Here is a 25861-nt window from a genome sequence, read left to right as displayed (position 1 = left end):
CTTACCTCTCCATGGTGGCGATATCGCCGGCTTCTCGTGAAACTTCCGTACCAAGAGCGTTTTGTTCGATTTTTTTTGAAGAAGTGCGATCAACCTCTTCCGCACTATTTTCTTTTTTACGCGGCCGGCCGCGTTTCAACGGACGGACACGCTGATTGGCAATCTGCTCAATCTTATCCTTGAAGGCATCGCCACCCAACACATGGCCGACCTTAATCGTCTCTGCGATATATTCCAACAAACGGCGGTCAAAGCGGTAGCGAAAAAGTTTTCGGTACGCTTGTGCACGTTCTGCGGGCGTCTCGCCCAGCGCCAAATAGAGACGGTGATCATTGATGATCTCGCTACTTACGACACTGGCGTGATGGTTGAAACTGGACCAGGCATAGTCACCGAGGGAATCTGCCAATCCCAGGTACAAGGGTCTCAATTCGACGTACCGATAACAGGTCAGCAGGTACGCATCGGAATCGATCAGGCTGGATTTATAGCGCCCGCCCCACAGTGTACCCGAACGTTTATAGCGGTGATTCACATATTGCACATAGCGCCTGCCGAGCGATTGCATCATTGACGGCACCCCGTCCGGCACCCTTGGCGTAGCAATTATCTGCACCATGTTCGGCAGCAATACGTACGCGTGTACATCCACACGATACTGGTCGGCGGCATTGCGCAGACTGATCAGATAGAACTGATAGTCTTCATCGTCAAAAAAGCACGGCAGGTTGTTGTGACCAACCTGAACAATGTGCTGGGGGATATCAATCAAGTTGAGTCGGGGGAGACGTGGCATCTTGCCGATAAATCCTTTTATGCACAGGCGTACCGCCTAGCTTCTACCTTGAATGGTTGAGCATTATCGCAAAACCGCGAAAAAAATTTCAAACCAACCGTACTACCAAGTTAACATGAACGGATTGCCAAACTGCAATTTCGCTTGCGCGGACAGGCCCCGGCATAAAATTACAAAGGATTACACGCGAGCACGTGAGAAAGCGAGAAAGGGAGTCTCGACCGACATGGAGCGCATCAGCCTGGCCGTCAACGGGCGGACAGACATCGGACAGGTCCGCGAGGAAAATGAAGACGCCATTCACTGGCACGCCGACAAATCGCTGCCCTTTGCCTACGTTATCGTCGCCGACGGCATGGGCGGCTATAGCGGCGGCGCCACCGCCAGCAATATTGCCGCAGAAACGCTGCGGCAACAGCTGAACCGGCTGACCGACAGCACATTTCTGGCCTGCTCACCGGAGCAGCAGCAACTGATGCTGCGTGCGGCCCTGATCGACGCCATCGCGGTTGCCAACCGGAAGATTCTCGACGCCAAACAGGCACGCCCGGAGTTTGCCAATATGGGGACCACGCTGGTGGTGGCGGCAGTGTGGCAGGACTTTCTGATTGTCGCGCATATCGGCGACTCCCGCGCTTACTTGTGGAATCACTACGGATTACAGCGGCTTACGCGGGATCACAGCGTGGTGCAGGAGATGATCGACAGCGGCCGGCTCACACCGGAACAGGCGCAGGAATCCAGCATTCGCAATCATATTACCCGCGCCCTCGGCGTCTCCGCCCAGGTGGAACCGACCATCAACAGCTGGAAAATGACCCAGGATGCACTGCTGTTGCTGTGTAGCGACGGCCTCACCGAATATCTGGACGATCATGGTATCGAGCGCGTGCTGGCCACCCACCGGCCGGCGCTGGAGTGCGTATATCGATTTATCGACGATGCCAATGAGCGCGGCGGCCGCGACAATATCAGTGCGGGGATTCTGGAATTCGCCATGCGCGCGCCGGAGTATGACGTCGCCGATGCCATCACCCTGAGCCCCAGGAAAGAAGACGTCACCATTCGCAAAGAACAGCATTGACCCTGTAGCCGGCCCACCCTACAGCCAGCCCACAATGAGAAGAGCGCCATGACACCGGAACGTCTGCTCGAATTTATTCCATCAATTCTGCAGAAACTGCAGCCGCCGCCCGTCGACATGCCGGCGAGCAATCCGGTGGCACTGTGCGACTGGCTGAATCGGCAGACCACAACGACCCCGCCGGAGAATATACCCGCGCCACTGGGCTCAATGTGGCCACGGCCGCCGGTAATCCAGGCCAACCGTTACTGTTTCGCCGATGCACCATCGATCCCACAGCTTCACACCCACGACTGCGGGCCGCTGCAGTTTGTCAGCGCCAGTGGACGCAATCCGCAGCAGCGCACGCTGCCGCCGCTGCCACAGTGCCAGCGGGTCGCCGATCACCTGATCGCCAGCTCCGGTGAAGTCGCTTTTGCGCGTGCGGATTTCACCCTGCCCGGGCCGCTGCGATTCCAGTGGCAGCGCTTTTACCGCCACAGCAACGACGAGGATTGCGGGCTCGGGCGCGGCTGGCGCCACAGTCTCAGCGAGCAGTTGCGCGTGGAAGATGGCCGGGTGGAATTCCATTCCGCCGAGGGCCGCCACATCGCGTTCCGCCAGCCGGCCATCGGCCACAGCAGCTACAACCGGGCGGAACGCCTGCTGCTATACCGGCAGAGTCTGCACAGCTACCGCCTGCGCGGATTCGAACAAGCCGACCGCATCTTCCGTGCCGATGGCACCGACAACGCCCTGCCCCTGGTAGAAATTCGCGATCACTGCGGCAATGCGCTGACCGTGGATTATCGCGACGGCCTGCCCACCAAGATCGTGACTTCGTGGGGCCGTATCGTGGAAATCCACAGCCGCGACCGCCATATCGAAGCCCTCGCCAACGGCCATGCCGCCGAGGGACAGCAGCAGCTGTGCCACTACGAATACCTCGAGGACGAGCGCGCCGGCGACAGCGCGGCGCTTCTGCGCGAATGCGCGGCGGGTCTGCAGCGCGAGAGCTATCGCTACGACGAGCAACTGCTCTCTGCCATCGACAGCGACGCACGCGGCACACTGCAATTCGAATACGACAACCGCCAGCGCTGCCACCGGCTGCATCACAACACGCAGCCCTATCGCCTCAGCTGGCGCAACGACCAGCACCGCTGCACCCTGCGCAGTGACGGACGCGCGCCCCGGCAGTGGACCTTCAACGACGCCGGCCAGCTGACATACGAAGCGTGCGGCGAGCGCCGGCAGCGCTACCTCTACGACTACTACGGCAACCTCTGCCAGACCGTTGCCGCCGATGGCAGGCGCAGCTTCTACCGCTACGACGAGTGCGGCCGTTTGCGGCGACGCACCCGTGACGGCTGCAGTGATCGCTACCACTACGACGAGCATGGCGCCTTGCGCGCCGTCCAGTGCGGCGAGCGCAACTGGCATTTTGCCTACGGTGCGCAGGGCCTGCTGGACAGCGCCACCGATCCCGGCGGTGGTGTCTGGCAATGCGAATACAGCGAACGCGGCCAGCTGCTGCAGTTGCGCGACCCGGAAAACGGCACGGTGCAGTTCGACTGGGATGGCCAGAGCCAGCTGCTGTCGGTACGCCGGGGCGAACGACACTGGTCACTGGCGTACGATCACTGGCATCGATTGACTGCGATGACGCTCGATGACGATCCGTTGCGACAGTGGCACTACGGCAACGCCGGCGAGCTGCGCCGCAGCGGCGCGGCGGACGGCGAGTACCAGCTCGATTACGACAGCCGCGGCCACCCGTGTGCACTGCACTGCAATGGCGCCGCAATGCTCGAGTGGGAATGCGGCAGCGATGCCGCGCCGCGCCAGCTGCGCGCCGCTGATGGCCGCCGCTGGCAGCTGCAGTACAACGGCCACGGCCAGCTGCTGGAACTGCACGGTGACAGCAGTCAATGCTGCTGGCACTACGACAGCCAGGGCCGACTCAGCGGCGCCGAGGATGCCAGCGGGCGCAGCTGGCAGTGGCGCTATGATGCCGGCGGCGCGGTCAGCGAATTTCGCGACAACGACACCCACTGGTATTTCCAGCGTGGCGACGACGGTACCCTGCAGCAAATCCGCAATAACGGCGGCCAGCACTGCGATTTCCACTACGATGCGCAACAACGCCTGACCGGTGCCGACAACGGCCACAGCGCCGTGCGCTTCCAATATGATGCGCGCAACCTGCTGATTGCCGAGCACTGCGACAGTCGCGACTACGGCAGCCTGAGCCTGCAGCATCACTATGACGCGCGCGGCTGGCTCAAAGGCACTGCGTCGGAAACCCTCGATATCGCCTATCTGCTGGCACCCGACGGCGATCTCTACGGTATCGACGCCAACGGCGCGGCGATACTGCGTAGCGAACCACGCGACGGCGGTATCGACTGGATCGTCGGCAGCAATCGGCTGCACCGGCAGATTCGCGGCGGTCGCTTGTGCGGCCTGCGCGCGGGGAGCGATTTAAACTGGCAGTTCGAACCGCAGGCAGCACAGTTTCTGCCGCCGCTTCACGCCCCCCTGTCGAGCGCCGCGATCGAGCGCGACCGGCGCGGCAACATCGTGCGCGAGCAGCGTCCGGGCAAGCAGCTGCGCGAATACCACTATCGTTTTGACGGCTGGGGCCTGCTGACCAGCGCCGAGTGCGGCGATTTCAAAACCTATTTCCGCTATGACCCCTTCGGCCGGCGGCTGGGTAAATTGAGCACCCATCGCCGCTCCACCCGCCAGCGGCGTCTCGGCTACCGCTGGTACAGTCTCGGCCTGTGGGACGAAAACACCACACTGAACAGCCGCAGCCAAACACCCACCGCCTACCTGCACCACCCGCTGACCGGCGCGCTGCTGTGCCGGCTGCGCGATGGCAGCGCGGAACATTATCTGCTGGATCCGGCCGGCGAGCCGCTGGCTCTGCTCGGCGATGGCGGCGAAACCCTGTGGAACAGTGCCGAAAAGCGCCACACGGACGCCTGGCGCGCGCACCGGCGCATCGCCGACAGTGAGACCGGGCTGCAATACAACCGGTGCGGATACTGGCATCCGCAACTGCAGTTGTGGCTCAATGCACTGGACGACGCTTTTACCGCCGCACCCGCGGCCGCGGAGGATGTTAACGATGCCACGCTGGCGGAGGTAAGCTGACAGCTACAATTGGAACAAATTACCTGCGCGAGTCGCCATGCCCGAGTCCTTTGAAATCGGCGGAATTCACATCGCCCGCGGCGAAACCCGCCGTATCGACCTCCCGGTCGTCAGGCTGTACACGGATACCGAAATGGCGATTCCGGTCTATGTGCAGCGCGGGCGCAAGTCCGGGCCGACCATGTTCGTGTGCGCGGCGCTCCACGGCGACGAACTCAACGGCATCGAAATCATCAGCCGCCTGATCCGCAGCCGCGCCCTCAAATCCCTGCGCGGCACGCTGATTGCTGTGCCCATCGTCAATGTCTACGGGGTGCTACAGCATTCGCGCTACCTGCCCGACCGGCGCGACCTCAACCGCTCGTTTCCCGGTTCTGCCAAGGGCTCGCTGGCGGCGCGCATGGCCCACGTGTTTCTCGAGCAGATTGTGGCCAAATGCGACTACGGTATCGACCTGCATACCGGTGCCATCCATCGCAGCAACCTGCCGCAGATCCGCGCCAACCTGGATGATGAGAAAACCCGCGAAATGGCCCGCGCTTTCGGCGTACCGGTACTGCTCAATGCCACCCTGCGCGACGGCTCACTGCGCCAGTCCGCCACCGATCTGGGCGTGCGCATCCTGCTGTACGAGGCCGGCGAGGCGCTGCGCTTCGACGAGCTGTGCGTGCGCGCTGGCGCCAAAGGTATTCTCAATGTGCTGCGGCATCTGGAAATGCTGCCGCAGGGGCGCCGCCGCCAGGGTATCGAGCCGTACATCGCCCGGCGCAGCGGCTGGGTGCGCGCCGGCGACAGCGGTATCGTCAACCACAGAAAAAGACTCGGTGATCATGTGATGAAAGGCGAGCTGCTGGCGACGATTGCCGATCCCTACGGACACGAGCTGGATCGGGTGCAGTGCAATGCGGACGGCATCATTATCGGCAAGCAGAATATCCCGCTGGTGCAGGAGGGCGAAGCGATGTACCACATTGCCTATTTCCACGAACCACACGAGGTCGCCGAGAGTCTGGAGATGCTGCAGGACAGCCTGTTGCCGGACGAGAATTTCTGACGGCGGGGATTCCCCCGCCGGCTACTTCAGTGTTTGCGCAGTTCGTTGAGCACTTCCTTGCTCGGGTAACCCTGCTGCTCGACACCGATGCTTTTCTGGAACTGCTTGATCGCCTTGCGGGTACCCGACCCGGCCTTGCCATCGATCTCGCCCCGATAAAATCCTTTCGCCTTGAGCAATTTCTGCAGTTCTTCCACCTGGCCGGCATCGAGCGGGGTAAACGGGCGCTGCCAGTCGTGCACCAGGCCATGGCCGCCGCCGATCATATCCCCCAACAGCCCCACCGCCGTGGCATAGCGATCAGAGTTGTTGTAACGCTTGATGACGAAGAAGTTCTTCAGCATCAGGAAGGCCGGCCCGCCGCGGCCATCGGGCAGCTTCAGCTCGGCCATATCGTCGGGGCGCGGGAACGGCTTGCCATTGGCGCGCTTGACCCCGAGCTTTTCCCAGTGACGCAGGGTCAATTTGCCGGCGGGTAACTTGCGCTTTGGAATCGTCACCTCGTAACCCCAGGTCTGGCCGGTGCGCCAGCCATTCTGCTTCAACAGGTTGGCGGCGGTGGCCAGCGCATCCGGTACCGAGTTCCAGATATCGCGGCGGCCGTCGCCGTCCATATCCACGGCGTAGGCCTGGTAGCTGGTGGGAATAAACTGGGTGTGGCCCATGGCGCCGGCCCAGGAACCGGTCAGGTGACTCTCGTCGATGTCGCCGGTCTGCAGGATTTTCAGCGCCGCCAGCAGCTGCTGGCGGCCGAACTTCTTGCGCTTGGGATCCGCGTACGCGAGCGTGGCCAGTGAGCGCACCACATTGCGCATCACCTTGTCGTTTTTGAGGATGGCGCCAAAACTGGACTCCATCGACCAGATCGCCAGCAGGATATTGGGGTTGACCCCGAAGCGCCGCTCGATCTTGTCGAGCCATGGTTGCAGCTGCTTTTTCCTGGCCTTACCCATGCGCACCGCGCGCTTCTGCACGCGGTTGTCGAAGTACTGCCACACCGGCGCTTTGAACTCCGGCTGGTAGTTGGCCTTGTCCAGCACCCACTGGTCTGGCGTGGTGATGCCCTTGAAGGCGCGATCGTAGACTTCGCCGGAAATGCCGTTGGCAATCGCCGTTTTGCGGAACTCCTGGATCCAGTTTTCGAAACCCTTGTCCGCACGCGCTTCCGCGGCGCTGGCTGTGGTCGCAAAGACACCGGCAGAGGCCAGCAACAGGGTGGTAAAGAGGGCGAATGCGCACCGGCGCAGCGCGAGCGGACTGAACATGGCAACTCCTTCAGCAGTCAGATAGCTCGCTCAAGGGTAGAGCGGAATTCACACTTCCGAAAGGCGGATTGTTCAACCCGTGACGTTCTTCAACGCCACTCAGGGAATTACGTAGAAAAGCACGGCAAAGAAATGCAGTATGCCGCCGGCAAGCACGAACAGATGCCAGATGGCGTGATGGAAGCGCAGGCTGCGCCACAGGTAAAACGCGATACCGCCGGTGTAACACAGGCCACCCAGTACCAGCAGCCACAGGCCGCCCGGCGCGAGGCTGTTCATCAGCGGCTTGATCGCCGCGATCACCACCCAGCCCATCAACGCGGACAGCGTGATCGACAGGGCGCGGACCTTTTTCAGCGGCGTAAACTGGATCACCAGCCCCGCCAGCGCCAGGCCCCAGATGATGCCGAACAGCCACCAGCCCCAGGAACCCACCGAGGTATCCGCCCCGCGCAGTGTCACCAGCGTAAACGGTGTGTAAGTGCCCGCTATCAACAGAAAGATCGCCGAATGGTCCAGTGTGCGCAGGATTTCCTTGGCGCGGATATGGCTGATGCTGTGATACAGGGTTGAGGAGCCGAAACACAGGATCAGCGTGGTGGCGTAGATACTGCTACTGACAATATGCCAGGCGTTGCCATACAGGGCGGCGAAGGCGCAGAGCACGCCCAGGCCGGCGATGGCCAACAGCGCGCCGATACCGTGGGTAATGCTGTTGGCGAGTTCTTCGGCGAAGCTGTAACGGCTGGCTGCGGTGGAAGACATAGACACCCCTGGCTGAGATTGACGCCCCCAGTGAATCACACGAATGTGTCAAATCGACGGCGCGCTGCCACAAAATTGTGACTGCAGGACAAAAAGCAGTCTAATCATGGGCGGGGTTGGCGCCCGGCGCAAGGGCAATTGGAGACCGGCGGTTCACGAGGTACCGCCGGTCTCGGGACGGTCAGACGCTGGGGTTGTGGATACCCATTTCACACAGTGCCGACGATTCACGCACGATGGTCTCGTTGCGGTCGGGGCCGGTGGAGATGATATCGATGGGCGCGCCCACCAGCTCTTCGATACGGGCGATATAGTTGCGCGCGGCCTGCGGCAGGTCCGCCTCGCGGCGCACACCGAAGGTGGTGTCGCTCCAGCCCGGCAGGGTTTCGTAGACCGGCTCCACGCCTTCCCAGCCGGCGGCGTCGAAGGGTACCGGCACCTCTTCACCGGCGCTGTTGCGATAACCGGTGCAGATCTTCACTTCCTCGAGACCGTCGAGCACGTCCAGCTTGGTCAGGCACAGGCCGGAAATACTGTTGATACGAATCGCGTGGCGCACGGCCACGGCGTCGAACCAGCCGGTGCGACGCTGGCGCCCGGTAGTGGCACCGAACTCGTGGCCCTTCTCGCCCAGGTGACGGCCGACATCACAGCCCAGCTCGGTGGGGAAGGGTCCGCCGCCGACGCGGGTGGTGTAGGCCTTGGTGATCCCCAGCACATAGTCCAGGTACAGCGGGCCAAAACCGGAACCGGTGGCGGTGCCGCCGGCGGTGGTATTGGAGGAGGTCACGAACGGGTAGGTACCGTGGTCGATATCCAGCAGCGAGCCCTGGGCGCCCTCGAACAGGATATGGTCGCCGCGTTCGCGGGCCTGGTGCAGGATGTCAGCCACGTCGGCGATCATCGGTACCAGCTGCTCGCGCCAGAGCTTGGCCTGCTCGACCATGTCGTCATAGCTGACCGCTTCTACCTTGTAGTACTCGGTCAGGGCGAAGTTGTGGTATTCCAGCAGTTCCTTGAGCTGGGCGCAGAAGCTGTCCCAGTTGCACAGGTCGCCCAGGCGCAGGCCGCGACGCGCCACCTTGTCCTCGTAGGCCGGGCCGATTCCGCGGCCGGTGGTACCGATGGCATTGTCGCCGCGGGCTTTCTCCCGCGCCTGGTCCAGGGCCACATGTACCGGCAGGATCAGCGGACAGGCCGGCGACAGACGCAGGCGCTCGCGCACCGGTACGCCCTTCGCTTCCAGCTCACCCATTTCCTTGAGCAGCGCCTCCGGCGACAGCACCACGCCGTTGCCGATCAGGCAAGTCACACTCGGGCGCAGGATACCCGACGGAATCAGGTGCAGCACGGTCTTCTCGCCGTCGATCACCAGGGTGTGGCCGGCGTTGTGGCCGCCTTGGAAGCGCACTACCAGCGAGACTTTCTCAGTCAGCAGGTCGACGATCTTGCCCTTGCCTTCGTCGCCCCACTGGGTGCCCAGCACTACTACGTTTTTACCCATTTGCGTAAATCTCTGACTCAGGTTTTCCACAGGGGCTACCGCCCCCGCAAATTCAATAAGCTTAGCTGTTAACAGGTGGGGATCAGCCGCGTGGCTGCACCACCCAGTCGGCGCCGTCCTGCACCAGTTCACGGTCGCAGCGCGATTGCACTTCGCCCTCCGCGCCGTCCGGCAGGGCGGCGATCACCACCTCCCCGGCACGCCGCAGTTTTTCCACCGTATGCCACAGGGCTTCACCGGCGGCGCCATCCGCCGGCGGCGCCAGGATGGCACCACTCTGCGGCTCGACCGCGCGGCCGAGGGTGTTCAGCGCCACCAGGTCGGTACTGAAGCCGGTGGCGGCGCGGTCGCGGCCGAATACGCGGCCGATACCGTTGTAGCGACCGCCGTTGGCCAGTGCCTGGCCGTGCCCCGGGGTGTAAGCGGCAAACACCAGCCCGGTCTCGTAGTCGTAACCGCGCACTTCGGACAGGTCGAAGAACAACTCTACCGCCGGGTAGCGTTGTGCCAGCTGCGCGGCCACCCGCTCCAGGTCAGCCAGTGCGGCAACCAGCTCCGCCGGCGCGCCGGCGAGCGCCGCGCCGGCGCGCGTCAGGCAGTTGCGGTCACCGGCCAGGCCCGGCAGGGCGCGCAGCCAGTCCGCCACCTGCGGCGCGGCGACATTGTCGGCGACCCAGCGCTGTACGTCGGCCGCGGCCTTGCGCTGCAGCAGCCCGAACAGCTCGCGCTGCTGCTCGCTGTCGAGGCCGGCGGCGGCGGCGAGACTGCGGTAGATGGCCACATGGCCGAGATCCAGGTGAATCTGCTCGACGCCGGCACTGAGCAGGCTTTCGAGCATCAGCGAAATGACTTCGATATCCGCCTGCAGGCTGTCGACGCCGTACAGCTCGGCGCCGATCTGGAAGGGCGCGCGGGAACCCATCGCGGTGCGCGGCCGGGTGTGCAGCACATGGCCGGCATAGCAGAGCCGGTTGGCACCGGCGCGCGGAAAACTGTGGGCGTCGATGCGGGCCGCCTGCGGGGTGATATCCGCGCGAATGCCCAGGGTGCGCCCGGACAACTGATCGGTCACCTTGAAAGTGCTGAGGTCGATATCACGCCCCATACCGATCAGCAGGGATTCGGTGAATTCCAGCATCGGCGGGATGATCAGCTCGTAGCCCCAGCTGTGATAGAGGTCCAGCAGGCGGCGGCGCAGGGTTTCGATCTGCACGGCGTCCGCGGGCAGAATTTCCGCGATGCCATCCGGCAGCATCCAGCGTTCAGCTTGAGTCATGGTGAAATAGGCGTTGTCAGCGGTGCGTTCAGTGCAGGGGCGACCTTCACAAAAAAACCGGGCGAGGCCCGGTTTGCGTGATTTTACCATTAAGTGCCGGCGGGAAGGTAGGGGTTTGCGGGGTCAGGGGACCAATAATGGTATCCCGGCGACCCCGACCCCGCTGGCAGGCGAGGATCTACTCCTTACCCTTGGAGTTACTCAGGTAGCGGAAGAACTCGCTGTCCGGCTTCAACACCAGCATATCGCTCTTGTCCTTGAAGGAGTCCTTGTAGGCCTCGAGGCTGCGGGTAAAGCGGTAGAACTCCGGGTCCTTGGTGTAGGCCTCGGCGTAGACCTTGGCCGCCTCGGCATCACCGGTACCACGCAGCGTCTGCGCCTTGCGGTAGGCCTCGGCCTCGATCACCACTTTCTGGCGGTCGGCGTCGGCGCGGATGCGCTCGCTGGCTTCCTGGCCCTTGGCACGGTGCTCGCGCGCCTCGAGTTCACGCCCGGCGCGCATACGCTGGAACACCGAGTCGGAGACCTCCGCCGGCAGGTCGATGCGCTTGACGCGCACGTCGATCACTTCCACACCCAGGTTCTTCTGCGCCACCTCGTTGAGGTTCTTGGTGATCTCCGCCATCAGCTGGTCGCGCTGGCCGCTGACCACCTCGTGCAGGTCGCGCACGCCGAACTGGTTGCGCAGGCGGTCATTGATCTGCTCCGCCAGCAGGCGCACCGCATTCTGCTCCTCGCCGCGGGTGGCGACATAGAAGCGCCCCACGTCGGAGATACGGAACTTGGCGTAGGAGTCCACCATCATGAACTTGTTTTCGCTGTTCAGCATCCGCACCGGGCTGGAATCCACGGTCTGCACACGGGCGTCGAACTTGCGCAGCCTGTTGATAAACGGAATCTTGAAATAGAGCCCGGGCTTGAAGTCGGTGCGCACCACACGGCCGAATTTCAGCAACACGGCTTTTTCCGTCTCCTTGACCACAAAGGCGCTGGACGAGAACAGCAGCAGACCGAGCAGGACGGCGACGACAATCACAAGAGTTTTGTTGTTCATTCCCTACCCCCTAGCGGACATTCTGGCTGCGGCGGCTTTTGGCCGCCTCGGTACGCAGGCGGTCAACCACGCGCTGGTAGACCTGGTCCACCACCTGCGGCGATACGTCCTTGCTGCTCTGCACGGCCTGGTCAGCGCTGCCCCGGGCCAGCTTGTCGAGCGGCAGGTACAGCATATTGTTGCTGCCGTCGGTATCGACCATGACCTTGGAAGTCTTGCTCATGATCTGCTGCACAGCATCCAGGTAGAGGCGCTCGCGAGTGACTTCGGGGGCCTTGTCGTAGGCGGTCAGCAGCTTGTCGAAGCGCGCCGCGTCACCGCGGGCATTTTCCACCACGCGCGACTTGTAGGCTTCCGCTTCCTCGATCGTGCGCTGCGCCTGGCCGCGGGCCACCGGGATCACCTGGTTGGCGTAGGCCTGGGCTTCATTTTGCAGGCGCACCTCGTCCTCGCGGGCCTTGGTGACGTCGTCGAAAGCGTCCTGCACCTCGCGCGGCGCCTTGGCGTCGGTCAGGTTGACCACGTCGATGCGGATGCCGGTCTGGTATTTATCCAGATATTCCTGCAGGCGCTTCTCGGTGTCGGCAGACACCTTGGTCCGGTTCTGGGAAATCACGCCGTTCAGGGTGGTGGAACCGACCACGTGGCGCAGCGCACTGTCGGTGGCGCCCTGCAGGCTTTTCAGCGGATCGCGCACGCGCAGTACATAGGATTCGGCGTCGTCGATATGCCACTGCACCTGCAGCACCACATCGACGATGCTGGCATCCTCGGTGAGCATCTGGCCGGTGGTGCGCTCGGTGCGCACCTCGGTCATGTTGACCTTGGTGACATGATCGATCAGCGGCGGATTCCAGTGCAGGCCGGCAGTTTCGGTGGAGTGGTATTTACCCAGGCGCAGTACCACCGCCGACTGGCTGGCGTCCACCTGGTAGAAGCCCAGCGCGCCGTAGAGCACGGCTGCGACAACAAGCACCAACACCCAGGGGAAGTTGCCGCCACTGCCGTCGTTGTCGCCGGCGCCGGAACCGCCCCCAAACAGCCGGTTGAATTTCTGCTGCAGTTTGCGCAGCAGCTCGTCGAGGTCGGGTGGACCGCCGTCGTTGCGGTTGCCGCCGCCCCAGGGATCCTTGTTGTTACCACCCGGTTCATTCCAGGCCATTTATTCACTCCAAATCCGATCGTGATCGTTAAGCGTTATGTCTGCGCGGGATTCTAGCATTCTTCGGCGCCGAAATAAGGTTACTCAAGATTCCACCGGGCTCCATTGCGGCCCCGCGGCACTCTCTTTATACGGTGCGAGCAGGCGCTGCAGGTCGCTGCGCGGCAGCAGCAGCTGCAGCACACAGTCGCCATTCTCGCGGTATTCCTCGCGCTGCACGGCGTTGATTTCGAACAGCTGCGCGCGCAGGCGCGCGTGCTGCGGCGCCAGCACCAGCTCGCCGCCAACCATCTGCTCGCCGAGACGCTCGGCGATCGCCTCCACCAGCAACTCGCAGCCGGCACCACTGGCGGCGGACAGCCACACCGCGCGCGGCACGCCCTGGTCGTCGCGATCGATACGCGGCGCCATGTCCTGCAGCAGGTCGATCTTGTTATACACCACCAGCTGCGGCAGTTCTGCCGCGTCGATTTCCTCAAGTACCGCCTGCACTTCTTCCATCAGGTGCAGGCGATCTTCCGCCGCCGCATCGACCACGTGCAGCAGCAGCGTGGCACTCGCGGCCTCCTCCAGCGTGGCGCGGAAAGCCTCCACCAGCCGGTGCGGCAGGTGCGAAACGAAGCCGACCGTATCCGCCAGGATCATGGCACCGACATTGGGCAGCTCCACGCGGCGCATGGTCGGGTCGAGGGTGGCGAACAACTGATCGCGCACATAGACCTCGGCATCGGACAGGCGGTTGAACAGGGTCGATTTGCCGGCGTTGGTGTATCCCACCAGTGATACAGTAGCCACCTCGGCGCGGGAGCGCGCGCGGCGCCCCTGTGCGCGCTGGCGGCGCACCTTCTCGAGCTTTTTCTCGATCGAGTCGATGCGCGCGCGCAGCAGGCGGCGGTCGGTTTCCAGCTGGGTCTCACCGGGGCCGCGCAGGCCGATACCACCCTTCTGCCGCTCCAGGTGCGTCCAGCCGCGCACCAGCCGTGTGGACATATGGCGCAGCTGCGCCAGTTCCACCTGCAGCTTGCCCTCGTGGGTGCGCGCGCGCTGGGCGAAGATATCCAGGATCAGGCCGGTGCGATCCAGCACGCGGCACTTCAGCTCGCGCTCGACATTGCGCTCCTGCGACGGCGACAGGTTGTGGTCGAAGATCACCAGCTGTGCACCGTGCTCATTGACCGTCCGTTGAATCTCCTCCAGCTTGCCGCGGCCGACAAAGGTCCTGGGATCGGGGGTGGCGCGCTGGCCGAAGATAAAAGCCACTGGGTCGGCGCCGGCAGACAGGGCCAGCTCTTCAAATTCGCGGGGGTCGTCGGGGCTGTCGATGGAAGACAGTTCCAGGTGCACCAGCACCGCCAGCTCACCGGATTCCGGTCGGTCGAAAAACAATAGAAACGCTCTGCTGTGGGTTCTGCAACTGATACGGGATCAGCAGCGGTTGTGGGATCGGTTGCATCGGGCGGGCCGTTAGCGGCTGGCCGCGGGGGCCGGCCACCGCGACGACGGCGCCGGTTTCACGGCGCCAAACCGCAGGCGCCCCGGCAAGCCGGGGCGCAAAGCTCTGACTGCGAAACGGGCCCGGTTAGCCGAAGGTGTCTCGCTCACCACCTTCACCAGCGCCCTCAGCACCCGGTTGGGCGGTCGGGTTCAGCAGCGGCACGCGCACCGCGCGTGACGGTACCACGGTGGAAATCGCGTGTTTGTACACCATCTGGCTGACGGTGTTTTTCAGCAGTACAACAAACTGGTCAAAGGATTCGATCTGGCCCTGAAGCTTGATGCCATTTACCAGGTAGATGGAAACTGGGATTCGCTCTTTGCGCAATACGTTGAGGTAAGGGTCTTGTAAGCTGTGCCCTTTTGACATCTTTTTTCTCCTTGTCAAAAGCTGGGTGCGATATACAGGCCGCAATCGCGCCCGCGAAATCCGCGGACCAAGAAACGATCGAGGTTGAATACGCGTAAAACAGAGCCGAAAAAGGCCCGACTCTGGGTAACAAACTGACTGAGCGGGCCGGTCGTGCACCTGCCCAATCCTGTTATGGATGCTCAGACCAGAAATTTCAAGGCTTCCGTCAATATTTCGTCATTTTTGCGGACTTTGCCGTCAGCGCCCTGTGAGTAAATCCGCGTCAGCTCGGGCCAGCGCCGCAGCCACGTGAGCTGGCGCTTTGCCAGCTGCCGGGTGGCGGCGATGCCCGCCTCGACCATGGCGTCGTAGCTCAGCTCGCCTTCCAGGTACTGCCACACCTGGCGGTAGCCCACCGCGCGGATCGCCGGCAGGTCGGCGTGCAAATCGCCACGCGCGCGCAGTGCGCGCACCTCATCGACAAAGCCCCGCTCGAGCATCAGGTGGAAGCGCCGCGCGATCCGCTCGTGCAGCAGCGCCCGCTCCCGCGGCAGCAGCGCCAGCTGGCGCACATCGTAATGCTCCAGCGCCGACGCTCGCGCCTGCTGGCGACGCAGCTGTGACAGCGGCTTGCCGGTGAGCCGGTAGACTTCCAGCCCGCGCTCGATGCGCACCGAGTGATTGGGGTGCAATTGTACGGCCAAGTCCGGATCCACCTGCATCAGCTCGGCGTGTAGAGCCGGCCAGCCGTCGCGCGCAGCGCGCGCTTCGATCTCGGCGCGGATCGCCGGATCCGCCTCCGGCAATTGCGCCATACCGTCGGCCAGCGCGCGGAAGTAGAGCATGGTACCGCCCACCAGCAGCGGTATCTTGCCGGCCGCAGTGATCTCGGCCATCGCCGCCAGCGCGTCCTCACGGAAGCGCCCGGCGGAATAGACCTCGGCCGGATCGCAGATATCGATCAGCCGGTGGGGGCAGCGGGCCAATTCTTCCGCGGAAGGCTTGGCCGCGCCGATATCCAGCCCGCGATAGACCTGGGCGGAGTCCACGCTGATCAGCTCCACCGGCAGGTGCCCGGCAATTGCCATGGCCAGGTCGGTCTTGCCGGACGCCGTCGGCCCCATCAGGAAGATCGCGCGGGGTTTCCCCGCTGAATCGTGCGAGTTCACGTCACTGCCCACGCAGGAACCACTTGTCCATATCGGCGAGCTTCACCTGGGTCCAAGTGGGGCGGCCGTGGTTGCACTGGCCACTGCGTTCGGTGGCCTCCATATCCCGCAACAGTGCATTCATTTCCGGCACCGTCAGTTTGCGGTTGGCACGCACCGAGCCGTGGCAGGCCATCGTGGACAGAATCTCGTTAATGCGCTCGCCGATGCGATCGCTGCCGCCCTGCCCGAGCAGATCCGAGAGCACGTCGCGCACCAGCTGCTCCACTTCAGCGCCGTGCAGCATGCTCGGCACCTGGCGCACCAGCAGCGTTTCCGGACCGGCGCGCTGCAGGGCAAAGCCCAGCGCCGTGAACACCTCACTGCGCTCCTCGAAACAGTCGGCCTCGCGCTGGCTTACCGCCAGGCTTACCGGAACCAACAATGGCTGCGCCTGAATACCGCCGGCGGCGTGGGCGGTTTTCATGCGCTCGTAGACGATGCGCTCGTGGGCCGCGTGCATATCCACCACGATCAGCCCCTGTGCGTTCTGCGCCAGAATATAAATGCCGTGCAGTTGCGCCAGCGCATAGCCCAGCGGCGGCGCCTCTTCGCCATCGATGGCCGCCGGCAGTGCCGCCCCGGGAAGCCCCGGGCCATTGGTGCCCATCCGCTGCGGACTCCAGTCCACCCCGGGCTGCGCAGCGGCATCCGCGCCCCCGGGTGCGGCCTCGGCAACACCGCCCGCATAGGGCTGGTGCAGCGCGCCGTAACCCTGCATCTGCTGCTGCAATTCCCCGGGCGACGGCCGCGACGACAGTGGCATCCGCTGCTGCCCGGCGAACTCCCCTGCGGCGATGCCCGCCGGCGCGGCGGACTGGGACTGCAATACGGCCCCACCCTGCGCTTCGCCCTCGGCTTGCGCGTCCCGATCGCCCGGGCGCACCGCCGCCAGCGCGCGGTGCAGGCTGCCAAACAGGAAGTCGTGCACCAGGCGGCCGTCGCGGAAGCGCACCTCGTGTTTGGTGGGATGCACATTGACGTCCACCGAGGCCGGATCCAGCTCCAGGTAGAGCACAAAGGCCGGGTGGCGACCGTGGTAGAGCACGTCGGCGAAGGCGCGACGCACCGCGTGACTGACGACCTTGTCGCGGATCGCGCGGCCGTTGACGTAGAAGAACTGCAGGTCTGCCTGCGAGCGCGAAAACGCCGGCTCCGCGACCCAGCCCCACAGGCGCAGGCCGCTGCGCTCGACGTCGATATGCAGCGCATTCTGCATAAAGGCCGGGCCGCACACCTGGGCCACGCGGCGCTCCATCTCCACGCGGCCACTGCCGGCACGCAGGTTGTGCACGCCTTTGCCGTTGTGGCGCAGGCTGATGGATACGTCGAAGCGCGACAGCGCCAGGCGCTTGATGGTGTCGTCGACGCGGTTGAATTCGGTTTTCTCGGTACGCAGGAACTTGCGTCGCGCCGGGGTATTGAAGAACAGATCGCGCACATCGACGCTGGTGCCGCGCGGGTGCGCCGCCGGCGCCAGCTGCGCCTGCATGTCGCGGCCTTCGGCACTGACCTGCCAGCCCTTGCCAGTGTCGTCGCGGCTGCTGGTCAGCTCCAGGCGCGCCACCGAGGAAATACTGGCCAGTGCCTCGCCGCGGAACCCGAGCGTAGCCACCGCTTCCAGGTCCTCCAGTACATGAATCTTGGAGGTGGCGTGGCGGGCCAGCGCCATCGGCAGGTCGTCTTTGTCGATGCCCTTGCCGTTATCGCGCACCTTGATGCGCTTGATACCGCCATTTTCGATCTCCACCTCCAGGCGTGAGGCGCCGGCATCGAGGCTGTTCTCCAGCAGCTCCTTGATCACCGAGGCCGGGCGCTCGACCACCTCACCGGCGGCGATCTGGTTGGCGAGACGGGGGGATAGTTGCTGGATTCTGTCGGACATAAATTTACAAATTCAGATTCGGAGTTCTGTAGCTGCGGCATACCACTGAGCCGGGCGGGGTAGTCCTGTCCGGGACCGTATGAGGCACGGATGCCGATTACGAGCGTACATGGATGTATTCACAGCGTGTCCCGGACAGGACTATCCCGCCCGGCGCACCAGCTTAATAGCGAGCAGCCGTCCCTGGAGCGAACGCCAGCCCGGCCATCCCTGGCCGGTCGTAAAACTGCGCAGCGAGCGGTGCTCGCTCTACGCGCAGTTTTACCCCGAAGGAGACGGGATCGTCAGCGTCTGCCCCACCCGGATGGCCGAGGACGTCATCCCGTTGAGCTGCTTCAGCGCGGCCACCGATACATTGTATCGCGCGGCGATGCCGGACAGGGTATCGCCGCGGGCGATGATGTGGCGGCGCTCCGCGGCGCTGCGGTTGGCGGCCAGCCAGGTGCCCGCCGGCGGGCGCTTGTTGAAGTGCGCCACTATACCTTCGCTGAGTTTTTGTGCCAGCTTGCGCTGGAACGACGGGTCGCGCAGCCGGCGCGCCTCATAGGGGTTGGTGATAAAGCCGGTCTCCACCAGGATCGAGGGTACGTCGGGCGAGCGCAGCACGGAGAAATTGGCCTGCTCCACGCGATTCTTGTGCAGGTGAGTAACGGTGCGCAGTTGCGACAGCACGCTGGCTGCCACATCGAGACTGGCATTCATGGTCGCGGTCATCGACAGGTCCAGCAGCACGCCGGCCAGGGTATCGTCCTTGTCGTCGAGGCTCAGGCTGCCGGCACCGCCGATCAGGTCGGATTCGTTTTCACGCTGGGCCAGAAAGCGCGCCGTTTCACTGGTGGCACCGCGGGACGATACCGCATAGACCCCGGCACCGCGGGCATCCTTGCGGCGGAAGGCATCGGCGTGAATGGACACGAACAGGTCGGCGCGCATCTCACGCCCCTTCTTCACCCGCCCGCGCAGCGGGATATAGTAGTCGCCGCTGCGCACCAGCTTGGCGGTAAAGCCGCGCCGGTGGTCGATATCCTTCTGCACCCGGCGGGCGATCGCCAGCACCACATCTTTCTCGCGCACCCCACCGGGGCCGGAAGCGCCGGGATCCTCACCGCCGTGACCGGCGTCGACGGCGATGACGATATCCCGCTCGCGGCTGACCTGCTGCAGGGTTTTCTCCTCGCTCTCGGCCTTGTCGTAGAGGTCGAGCACCAGGCGATCCGGCAGGTCGCCGTGGCGGCGCAGGGCAAAACTGCGCGGCTTGATCGCCTGTTTCAGGTCCAGCACCACGCGCAGGTCTTTCTTGTGGTGGCGCCCGTGGCGCACACGCTCGATCGGGGTGCCGTCGAGCGGCAGGTTGTCCAGTGTCGCCGCGAGGTGCGTGTCCTCCACGTCGATCACCACCCGGTCCGGGCCGCTCAGGGTGAACAGCTTGTGTTCGGCCGGGCCGCTCAGGTCGAACACCAGGCGCGTGTGGTCCGGCGCGCGCCACAGGCGCACACCCTCGACTTCCGCCGCGAGGGCGGGCAGGTTAACAATCGTCAGGGCCGCGAGGGCCAGCAGGCGCTGCCACACAGGTCTCATGCTTTCAGTCCGCTCGGGTTATTCTGTGACGCTTCCCTGCGCCGGAATCAATTTCTTTTTAGCAGTTTTTGCGCAAATTCAAGCACCGCCTCGCCGGCCGCCGAATGCGCGGTAGCGACCAGCAATCGACCGCTGTCCGGCACATCCAGTTCCACTTCCAGGTCCGCCTCGGGCAGCACACCGGCGCCGCGCTGCGGCCACTCCACCAGGCTCAGGCAGCCGGGGGCGAAGTAGTCGCGCACCCCCATAAACTCCAGTTCCTCGGCGTCGCCGAGGCGGTACAGGTCGAAGTGGAACACCCGCTGGGCGCCAAAGTCATAGGGCTCCACCAGCGTATAAGTGGGGCTCTTGACCGCACCGGTGTGACCGAAGGCGCGCAGCACACCGCGGCACAAAGTCGTTTTGCCGGCGCCCAGCTGGCCGTACAGGTACAGGGTCAGACCAGCGGCCATGCCCTGCTCGGTACAGGCACGGCCGAGCGCGGTGCCGGCGGCCACGGTGGCTGCCTCATCGGCCAGCTCGGTTTTCCACTCAGTTGCCATTAATCGACCAATCTCCGCACACACGGCAGCAGATCGGTGGCCAGCAGACCGCGCTGGCCGTCTTCGGCGGCGCGGTTGCCCGCCTCGCCGTGCAGCCACACCGCCAGCCGCGCCGCGCGCAGCGGGCTCAGGTGCTGGCCGAGCAGCGCCGCGATAATACCGGTGAGCAGGTCGCCCATGCCGCCGGACGCCATGCCCGGGTTGCCGCTGTTGATCAGGTCGACACCGCCGTCGTGGGCGATCACGGTGCCGGCCCCTTTTAATATCACCACGCCGCTGAATTTCTGCTGAACTGCGATCGCCGCCGCACGCGGATCGGCCAGCACCTCGGCGCTATCGCAGCCGAGCAGTCGCGCCGCTTCCCCCACATGGGGCGTCAGCACCCAGTCATCGCGCTGGAGTCCGGCCAGCACGCGGCCGCCAGCGAGAATATTCAGCGCATCCGCGTCCAGCACCAGTGGCACTGCCGCGCGGCCGGCGCGGGCCAGCAGCTGCTCGCCCCAGGGCGCGCGGCCGAGACCGGGGCCAGCGGCGATCACCGTGGGGCCGTCCAGCAATGGCTCCAGTTCCTGCCCGGATATCACCGGGTGCGCCATCACTTCGGGGCAGCGGGTCAGCGCCGCCACCAGGTGTTCGGGGCGCGTGGCCAGCGAGATCAGCCCGGCGCCGCTGCGCGCGGCTGCCTGCGCCGCCATCAGCGCCGCACCGCCGGTACCGCTGTCGCCACCGACGATCAGCACATGACCGAACTGGTTCTTGTAACTGTCGGCGGCGCGCTTGGGCAGGCGCGCGATACTGGCGCCGTCGAAACGTTGCGCCAGCACTTCTGCATCCGCATAGATCTGTTCCGGCGCCCCCAGCGTGTCGAACACCACCTCGCCGCACAGCGCCGGGCCGCGACCACAGTGGAGACCCAGCTTGCGGCCGATAAACGTCACGGTGACGTCCGCCTGCACCGCGTGCGCGGCGGCGCCGCTATCGGCGTGCAGGCCGGACGGCAGATCCACCGCCAGCACCGGCCCGGGACAGGCGTTGATGCGCTCCACCGCGTGCGCCACCGGCTCGCGCAGTTCGCCGGCAAAACCGGTACCGAGCAGTGCATCCACCGCCACGGTATCGCCGTCGGCGTCATCCAGCTCGGTCAGCGAAGTGACGATATGCACCCCCTCGCGGTGCGCGTAGTCGTGCGCCTCGCGGGCGTCCCCCTGCAGCTTGCCGGGATCGACACAGGCGTAGACAGTGACCGGGATCTGCTTCTGCGCCGCCAGCGCGGCGATCACATAGCCGTCGCCGCCGTTGTTGCCACCGCCGCAGAACACCTGGATGCGGCGCACCTCCGGCCAGCGCTGCTGCAGCTGGGCGAAGGCGGCGCGCCCGGCGCGCTTCATCAGCGCCAGCGACGGAATCTTCAGGGCGGCGATGGCGCGCCGATCCAGTTCACGGACGGTGGCGGCACTGTAGAGGGGTTGAGGCGTGTCCATGCGACTCCCGCGGTATGGTCAATTTTTAATCTGTGGCAAAATGCGCGCTCGCCGCGCCGATGACTGGAAAGTATACCTTTCCGGGCGCCCAATTTGTTCCCCGCCCGCAACGCGAAGCGACCATGAACGACACAAGACTCGCCGAGCTGGCCGACCTGATCAAAACCTGGGGCCGCGAGCTGGGCTTCCAACAGATCGGTATCAGCGACTGCCAGCTGCAAGAGCACGGCGAGCGCCTGCGCGCATGGCTGGCCGCGGGCTATCACGGCGACATGGAGTGGATGGGCGCCCATGGCGAAAAACGCTGGCACCCGGAACTGCTGGAGCCCGGCACGCTGCGCGCAATCAGCGTGCGCCTCGACTACCTGCCCCCGGACACGCAACCTGTGCGCGTGCTCAAGGATGCCGGCAAGGCCTATGTGTCCCGCTACGCCAACGGGCGCGATTACCACAAGCTGATCCGCAAGCGCCTCGCGCAGCTGGCCAGGCAGATCGACGCCTGGTGCGATGAGCGCGGTATCGCCGCCAGCGGCCGCGCCTTTACCGACAGCGCGCCGGTGATGGAGCGCGCCCTCGCGGAAAAGGCCGGCCTCGGCTGGATCGGTAAGAACTGCATGGTAATCAACTCCCACGCCGGCTCCTGGTTCTTCCTTGGCGAGATCTACACCAACCTGGCACTGCCTGTGGATAAATCCGAACAGGCCAACCAGTGCGGCGACTGCAGTGCCTGCCTGAAGGTCTGCCCCACCGATGCCTTTGTCGGCCCCTACCGGCTGGACGCGCGCCGCTGCATCTCCTACCTGACGATCGAGAACAAGGGTCCGATACCGGAAGAATTTCGCGAACCCATGGGCAACCGCGTGTTTGGCTGCGACGACTGCCAGATCATCTGCCCGTGGAACAAGTTCGCCACCCCCACCGCGGAACCGGATTTCCACCCGCGCCACGGACTGGACGATGGCGAACTGCTGACGCTGTTCGGCTGGAGCGAGGCAGAGTTCTTAAACAAGACCGAGGGCTCGGCGATCCGGCGGATCGGCTACGAGCGCTGGCAACGGAATCTGGCGGTGGCACTGGGCAATGCCGAGCCGGAGCCGGCGATTGTCGCAGCGCTGGAGAATGCGCTGCCGCAGGCGACGCCGCTGGTGGCGGAGCATATCGAGTGGGCGCTGGAAAGGTTGAAGAGTGGGCGGCGGCGCAAGCGCAAGATCAAGCGGTCGGAAATTTAGCCCTGGCCTGAGAGCCGCCCCCTAAGGTGACTCTCGGGCGGCCCTGCTTCTGGGGCCTATCTGCGGGACACGCCGTATTTACATCCCTGTAGGCTCTAATCGACATCCCTGTCTCATAAGGTCCCGCAGATAGGCCCCAGAAGCAGCCCCTTGGCATTTAATTTCTGTATTCCTTTCGCCCCCCAAATCAGAGCACTCAAGCATGCTCCGACCAATAAAGGCGCAGTGGCGGTCGCCCGGCAAATATTTACCGATCAGGTTTTTTGCCGGGCGACCGCCGCTGCGCCTCCCCACTTACGAAGCGCGAACACCGCACCCCCAGCTACAAGCGGAAAAAGTGCTCGCGATAGTGCTTCAGCTCGTTGATCGAATCACGAATATCGTCCAGCGCCAGGTGGCTGCTGTGCTTCTTCACTCCTTCCAGCACATCCGGCCGCCAGCGCCGCGCCAGCTCCTTGACCGAGCTGACATCCAGGTTGCGGTAGTGGAAGTAGGCCTCCAGCCTGGGCATATAGCGCACCAGGAAGCGGCGATCCTGGCCGATGGAGTTGCCGCAGATCGGCGAGGCGCCCTCGGGCACCCACTGCTGCAGGAACTCGATGGTCTCGCGCTCGGCCTCCCGCTCGGTGATGGTCGACTCGCGCACCCGCTTGACCAGCCCCGAGCCACCGTGCTGCTCGGTATTCCAGTCGTCCATCGCGTTCAATAGTGTATCGCTCTGGTGCACCACCAGATTGGGCCCCTCGGCGAGGATATTGAGCTTCGAGTCGGTAACGATGGTCGCGATCTCGATGATGCGTTCTTTGTCCGGATCGAGACCGGTCATCTCCAGATCGATCCAGATCAGGTTGTTCTGATCCACGGCTGGTCTCCTTAAGGTTTCGAGGCAAGTTACCGCAACTACCCGGCAATGGCTATAATCCGCCGCGAATTGCCCGTGAGTCCCCGAATGGCCAAACGCAAACTAAACCGCCGCCAGCAATGGCGTGTCGACAAGATCCAGCAGGAGCGCGAAGCCCGCGCCCGCAAACGCGCGCACGGCGCCGAGGAATCGCTGGAGCAAGGCGATCTCGGGCCGGAGCAGACCGGGCTGGTGATCGCTAACTACGGCACCCAGGTACTGGTGGAGAGCGATCGAGACCCGGCACTGCGCCAGCGCTGCCACCTGCGCGCCAATATCGACACCCTGGTCACCGGTGACCGTGTCGCCTGGAGCCCCGCCACCGGCGAGGGCAGTGGCGGCACCGGCGTGGTCGGCGCGCGTCTCGAGCGCCACTCGGAACTGCAGCGCCCGGACCGCTACGGCGACTTGAAAACCGTCGCCGCCAATATCGATCGTATCGTCATTGTTATCGCGCCCTACCCGGAGCCGTTCGCCAACGCCATCGACCGCTACCTGGTCGCCGCCGAAACCACCGGTATCCACCCGCTGCTGCTGCTCAACAAAACCGACCTGATCGACGACCGCAACCGCGCCGCCCTTGATGACCTGCTGACGCCCTATCCCGAGCTCGGCTACCCGGTGCTGCGCTTGTCGACCAAGACCGGCGAAGGACTGCCGCAACTGCTTGAGACCCTGGCGCAGGGCACCAGCGTGTTCGTCGGCCAGTCCGGCGTGGGGAAATCATCACTGGTCAACGCGCTGCTGCCGTCCGCCGGCGCCCGCACCGGTGCGCTGTCGGAGGCCACCCAGAAGGGCACCCACACCACCACCGCCGCGGAACTCTTTCACCTGCCCAGCGGCGGCGATCTGATAGACTCCCCCGGCATCCGCGAATTCGGCCTGTGGCATATGGACGAGCAAGCGCTGCTCGAGGGCTTCGTCGAGTTCCGACCGTTTATCGGCCACTGCCGTTTTCGCGACTGCCGCCACCAGAATGAGCCCGGCTGTGCCATCAAGGAAGCGCTGGCCAAAGGCGATATCAGCGAGCGGCGCATGAACAGCTTTCTGCACCTGCGCAACAGTATCGACCTGGAAGGTTGATGCGTTGTTACCGGCAGCTATACCGCCTGGAATCGGAGAACTGATTTGGATTTGATTATCGAACCGGAAGCGCTGGCTGCGCAGCTCGAGCACGAGGAGCTGCTGGTCGTCGACCTGAGCACGCCGCAGAACTATGCCGCTGGCCATATTCCCGGCGCCATCCACCTGCCATTCCAGGCACTGATGGCCGGCACACCGCCGGCACCGGGCAAACTGCCCAGCGTCGAACGCCTGACCCAGGTATTTCGCGCCATCGGCCTGAAGCCGGAACACCATGTGGTCGCCTGCGACGACGAGGGTGGCGGCTGGGCCGGGCGCCTGCTGTGGACGCTGGAAGTGATCGGCCACAGGAATTACAGCTACTTGAACGGCGGCATGCACGCCTGGCGCGCCGCCGGCCTGCCGCTGTCCACCGACGCGGTCGAGCCAGTGCCGAGCGAAATCGACATCGCCATCAATCCGGCCCCGGCCATGGACGCCGAAGAAATCCTGCAGCATCTGGAAGACCAGGACTTCCTCGTCTGGGATGCGCGCTCGCCGCAGGAATACACCGGCGAGCGGGTCGCGGCGATGAAGGCCGGGCATATCCCCGGTGCGATCAATTGCGAGTGGACCCAGCTGATGGACCCGCAGCGCGACCTGCGTATCCGCACCGACGCGCGTGAATTCCTCGCCAAACTCGGCATCGACGACCGGCACAAGATTGTCACCCACTGCCAGAGCCACCACCGCTCCGGCTTTACCTGGCTGGTGGGCAAGTCACTCGGCTTCGATATCCGCGCCTATCCCGGCTCCTGGAGTGAGTGGGGCAATCTGCCGGATACGCCGGTGGAGCAGTAAAAGACTGGAGCTTCGCGGGCTGCTCCACAGAAGTCTAAAGGTCGGGTGGGGTGCCGCTTTCCGGGACCGTATGAAGCATGGATGCCGATTACGAGCCTACAGGGATGTATTCACGGCGTGTCCCGGAAAGCGGCGCCCCACCCGACCCGGCACGTCAGCCGATGGCC

21 protein-coding genes are annotated in these 25861 nt (G+C 64.3%); 6 read left to right on the top strand and 15 right to left on the bottom strand.

From position 1 onward, the window contains the following. Position 1 precedes the first annotated feature (1 nt). Positions 2-796, bottom strand: coding sequence for a transposase (locus tag ABDK11_RS01410; protein WP_346838539.1), 795 nt, complete (start codon positions 794-796; stop codon positions 2-4). A gap of 226 nt (positions 797-1022) precedes the next feature. On the opposite strand from ABDK11_RS01410, the gene ABDK11_RS01405 reads away from it, so the two are divergent. The 3 genes from ABDK11_RS01405 to ABDK11_RS01395 are packed head-to-tail and all read left to right on the top strand — an operon-like array spanning position 1023 to position 6075. Next, the gene (locus tag ABDK11_RS01405; RefSeq protein WP_346838538.1) at positions 1023-1880 is read left to right on the top strand and encodes a Stp1/IreP family PP2C-type Ser/Thr phosphatase; all 858 of its coding nucleotides are present in this window, start codon (positions 1023-1025) and stop codon (positions 1878-1880) included. Positions 1881-1928: 48 nt separating this feature from the next. Beyond that, a complete protein-coding gene (locus tag ABDK11_RS01400; protein ID WP_346838537.1) occupies positions 1929-5021 on the top strand; it encodes a DUF6531 domain-containing protein in 3093 nt (1030 codons plus the stop codon). A 37-nt stretch (positions 5022-5058) separates the two neighbouring features. Continuing rightward, the gene (locus ABDK11_RS01395; RefSeq protein ID WP_346838536.1) at positions 5059-6075 is read left to right on the top strand and encodes a succinylglutamate desuccinylase/aspartoacylase family protein; all 1017 of its coding nucleotides are present in this window, start codon (positions 5059-5061) and stop codon (positions 6073-6075) included. Between the two features lie 26 nt (positions 6076-6101). Here the strand turns inward: ABDK11_RS01395 and ABDK11_RS01390 are convergent, their stop codons facing one another. The 13 genes from ABDK11_RS01390 to ABDK11_RS01330 form a co-directional block, all read right to left on the bottom strand. Further along, positions 6102-7340 (bottom strand): lytic murein transglycosylase, encoded by a 1239-nt coding sequence (locus tag ABDK11_RS01390; RefSeq protein ID WP_346838535.1) that lies wholly within the window; start codon positions 7338-7340, stop codon positions 6102-6104. Positions 7341-7439: 99 nt separating this feature from the next. Next, entirely contained in the window at positions 7440-8105 is a 666-nt protein-coding gene (locus tag ABDK11_RS01385; RefSeq protein WP_346838534.1) for a hemolysin III family protein, read from the bottom strand. Between the two features lie 181 nt (positions 8106-8286). After that, on the bottom strand, positions 8287-9609 hold the full coding sequence (locus ABDK11_RS01380; RefSeq protein ID WP_346838533.1) for an adenylosuccinate synthase: 1323 nt from the start codon (positions 9607-9609) through the stop codon (positions 8287-8289). 82 nt (positions 9610-9691) lie between these two features. Further along, positions 9692-10885 carry an ATP phosphoribosyltransferase regulatory subunit gene (locus tag ABDK11_RS01375; protein WP_346838532.1) on the bottom strand — a complete coding sequence of 398 codons (1194 nt, stop codon included), beginning with the start codon at positions 10883-10885 and terminating at the stop codon, positions 9692-9694. Between the two features lie 178 nt (positions 10886-11063). Beyond that, positions 11064-11939: a protease modulator HflC gene (hflC, locus tag ABDK11_RS01370; RefSeq protein WP_346838531.1), complete on the bottom strand. Its 876-nt coding sequence runs from the start codon at positions 11937-11939 to the stop codon at positions 11064-11066. A 10-nt stretch (positions 11940-11949) separates the two neighbouring features. Next, the gene (gene hflK, locus ABDK11_RS01365) at positions 11950-13101 is read right to left on the bottom strand and encodes an FtsH protease activity modulator HflK (RefSeq protein WP_346838530.1); all 1152 of its coding nucleotides are present in this window, start codon (positions 13099-13101) and stop codon (positions 11950-11952) included. 84 nt (positions 13102-13185) lie between these two features. After that, positions 13186-14487: a ribosome rescue GTPase HflX gene (gene hflX, locus ABDK11_RS01360; RefSeq protein ID WP_346838529.1), complete on the bottom strand. Its 1302-nt coding sequence runs from the start codon at positions 14485-14487 to the stop codon at positions 13186-13188. Between the two features lie 193 nt (positions 14488-14680). Continuing rightward, positions 14681-14965 (bottom strand): RNA chaperone Hfq, encoded by a 285-nt coding sequence (hfq, locus tag ABDK11_RS01355; protein ID WP_346838528.1) that lies wholly within the window; start codon positions 14963-14965, stop codon positions 14681-14683. A 182-nt stretch (positions 14966-15147) separates the two neighbouring features. Then, positions 15148-16071 (bottom strand): tRNA (adenosine(37)-N6)-dimethylallyltransferase MiaA, encoded by a 924-nt coding sequence (miaA, locus tag ABDK11_RS01350; protein ID WP_346840223.1) that lies wholly within the window; start codon positions 16069-16071, stop codon positions 15148-15150. Between the two features lie 46 nt (positions 16072-16117). After that, positions 16118-18040, bottom strand: a complete 1923-nt coding sequence (gene mutL / locus ABDK11_RS01345; RefSeq protein ID WP_346838527.1) for a DNA mismatch repair endonuclease MutL — start codon at positions 18038-18040, stop codon at positions 16118-16120. Between the two features lie 261 nt (positions 18041-18301). Further along, positions 18302-19618, bottom strand: a complete 1317-nt coding sequence (locus ABDK11_RS01340; RefSeq protein ID WP_346838526.1) for an N-acetylmuramoyl-L-alanine amidase — start codon at positions 19616-19618, stop codon at positions 18302-18304. Positions 19619-19665: 47 nt separating this feature from the next. After that, complete coding sequence (gene tsaE, locus ABDK11_RS01335; protein WP_346838525.1) at positions 19666-20160, bottom strand: tRNA (adenosine(37)-N6)-threonylcarbamoyltransferase complex ATPase subunit type 1 TsaE; 495 nt, start codon at positions 20158-20160, stop codon at positions 19666-19668. Next, positions 20160-21641: an NAD(P)H-hydrate dehydratase gene (locus tag ABDK11_RS01330; RefSeq protein WP_346838524.1), complete on the bottom strand. Its 1482-nt coding sequence runs from the start codon at positions 21639-21641 to the stop codon at positions 20160-20162. Before ABDK11_RS01330 ends, tsaE begins: the two co-directional genes overlap by 1 nt. Before the next feature lie 122 nt (positions 21642-21763). On the opposite strand from ABDK11_RS01330, the gene queG reads away from it, so the two are divergent. After that, positions 21764-22870, top strand: coding sequence for a tRNA epoxyqueuosine(34) reductase QueG (gene queG / locus ABDK11_RS01325; protein WP_346838523.1), 1107 nt, complete (start codon positions 21764-21766; stop codon positions 22868-22870). A gap of 322 nt (positions 22871-23192) precedes the next feature. Here the strand turns inward: queG and orn are convergent, their stop codons facing one another. After that, a complete protein-coding gene (gene orn / locus ABDK11_RS01320) occupies positions 23193-23732 on the bottom strand; it encodes an oligoribonuclease (RefSeq protein WP_346838522.1) in 540 nt (179 codons plus the stop codon). An 87-nt stretch (positions 23733-23819) separates the two neighbouring features. Between orn and rsgA the strand changes: the two genes are divergently transcribed. Together rsgA and ABDK11_RS01310 are read left to right on the top strand one after the other, a co-directional pair. Continuing rightward, positions 23820-24854: a small ribosomal subunit biogenesis GTPase RsgA gene (rsgA, locus tag ABDK11_RS01315; protein ID WP_346838521.1), complete on the top strand. Its 1035-nt coding sequence runs from the start codon at positions 23820-23822 to the stop codon at positions 24852-24854. A gap of 45 nt (positions 24855-24899) precedes the next feature. Next, complete coding sequence (locus ABDK11_RS01310; RefSeq protein WP_346838520.1) at positions 24900-25694, top strand: rhodanese-like domain-containing protein; 795 nt, start codon at positions 24900-24902, stop codon at positions 25692-25694. The last annotated feature ends 167 nt before the right edge of the window (positions 25695-25861 follow it).

The organism is Microbulbifer sp. SAOS-129_SWC (genome assembly GCF_039696035.1).
Classification (GTDB): domain Bacteria; phylum Pseudomonadota; class Gammaproteobacteria; order Pseudomonadales; family Cellvibrionaceae; genus Microbulbifer.
The sequence above is the reverse complement of the archived record's forward strand: the minus strand, read 5'-3'. Positions and strand labels throughout refer to the sequence as shown.

Bases quoted from the DNA above. Each gene is read 5' to 3' on its own strand.
- miaA (WP_346840223.1), bottom strand. From the start codon at position 16,071: ATGGGGCCGACGGCGTCCGGCAAGACCGACCTGGCCATGGCAATTGCC.
- ABDK11_RS01375 (WP_346838532.1), bottom strand. From the start codon at position 10,885: ATGACTCAAGCTGAACGCTGGATGCTGCCGGATGGCATCGCGGAAATT.
- hflK (WP_346838530.1), bottom strand. From the start codon at position 13,101: ATGGCCTGGAATGAACCGGGTGGTAACAACAAGGATCCCTGGGGCGGC.
- rsgA (WP_346838521.1), top strand. From the start codon at position 23,820: ATGGCCAAACGCAAACTAAACCGCCGCCAGCAATGGCGTGTCGACAAG.
- ABDK11_RS01380 (WP_346838533.1), bottom strand. From the start codon at position 9,609: ATGGGTAAAAACGTAGTAGTGCTGGGCACCCAGTGGGGCGACGAAGGC.
- ABDK11_RS01410 (WP_346838539.1), bottom strand. From the start codon at position 796: ATGCCACGTCTCCCCCGACTCAACTTGATTGATATCCCCCAGCACATT.
- ABDK11_RS01330 (WP_346838524.1), bottom strand. From the start codon at position 21,641: ATGGACACGCCTCAACCCCTCTACAGTGCCGCCACCGTCCGTGAACTG.
- ABDK11_RS01390 (WP_346838535.1), bottom strand. From the start codon at position 7,340: ATGTTCAGTCCGCTCGCGCTGCGCCGGTGCGCATTCGCCCTCTTTACC.
- ABDK11_RS01400 (WP_346838537.1), top strand. From the start codon at position 1,929: ATGACACCGGAACGTCTGCTCGAATTTATTCCATCAATTCTGCAGAAA.
- queG (WP_346838523.1), top strand. From the start codon at position 21,764: ATGAACGACACAAGACTCGCCGAGCTGGCCGACCTGATCAAAACCTGG.
- tsaE (WP_346838525.1), bottom strand. From the start codon at position 20,160: ATGGCAACTGAGTGGAAAACCGAGCTGGCCGATGAGGCAGCCACCGTG.
- hflC (WP_346838531.1), bottom strand. From the start codon at position 11,939: ATGAACAACAAAACTCTTGTGATTGTCGTCGCCGTCCTGCTCGGTCTG.
- ABDK11_RS01385 (WP_346838534.1), bottom strand. From the start codon at position 8,105: ATGTCTTCCACCGCAGCCAGCCGTTACAGCTTCGCCGAAGAACTCGCC.
- ABDK11_RS01395 (WP_346838536.1), top strand. From the start codon at position 5,059: ATGCCCGAGTCCTTTGAAATCGGCGGAATTCACATCGCCCGCGGCGAA.
- ABDK11_RS01405 (WP_346838538.1), top strand. From the start codon at position 1,023: ATGGAGCGCATCAGCCTGGCCGTCAACGGGCGGACAGACATCGGACAG.
- mutL (WP_346838527.1), bottom strand. From the start codon at position 18,040: ATGTCCGACAGAATCCAGCAACTATCCCCCCGTCTCGCCAACCAGATC.
- hfq (WP_346838528.1), bottom strand. From the start codon at position 14,965: ATGTCAAAAGGGCACAGCTTACAAGACCCTTACCTCAACGTATTGCGC.
- ABDK11_RS01340 (WP_346838526.1), bottom strand. From the start codon at position 19,618: ATGAGACCTGTGTGGCAGCGCCTGCTGGCCCTCGCGGCCCTGACGATT.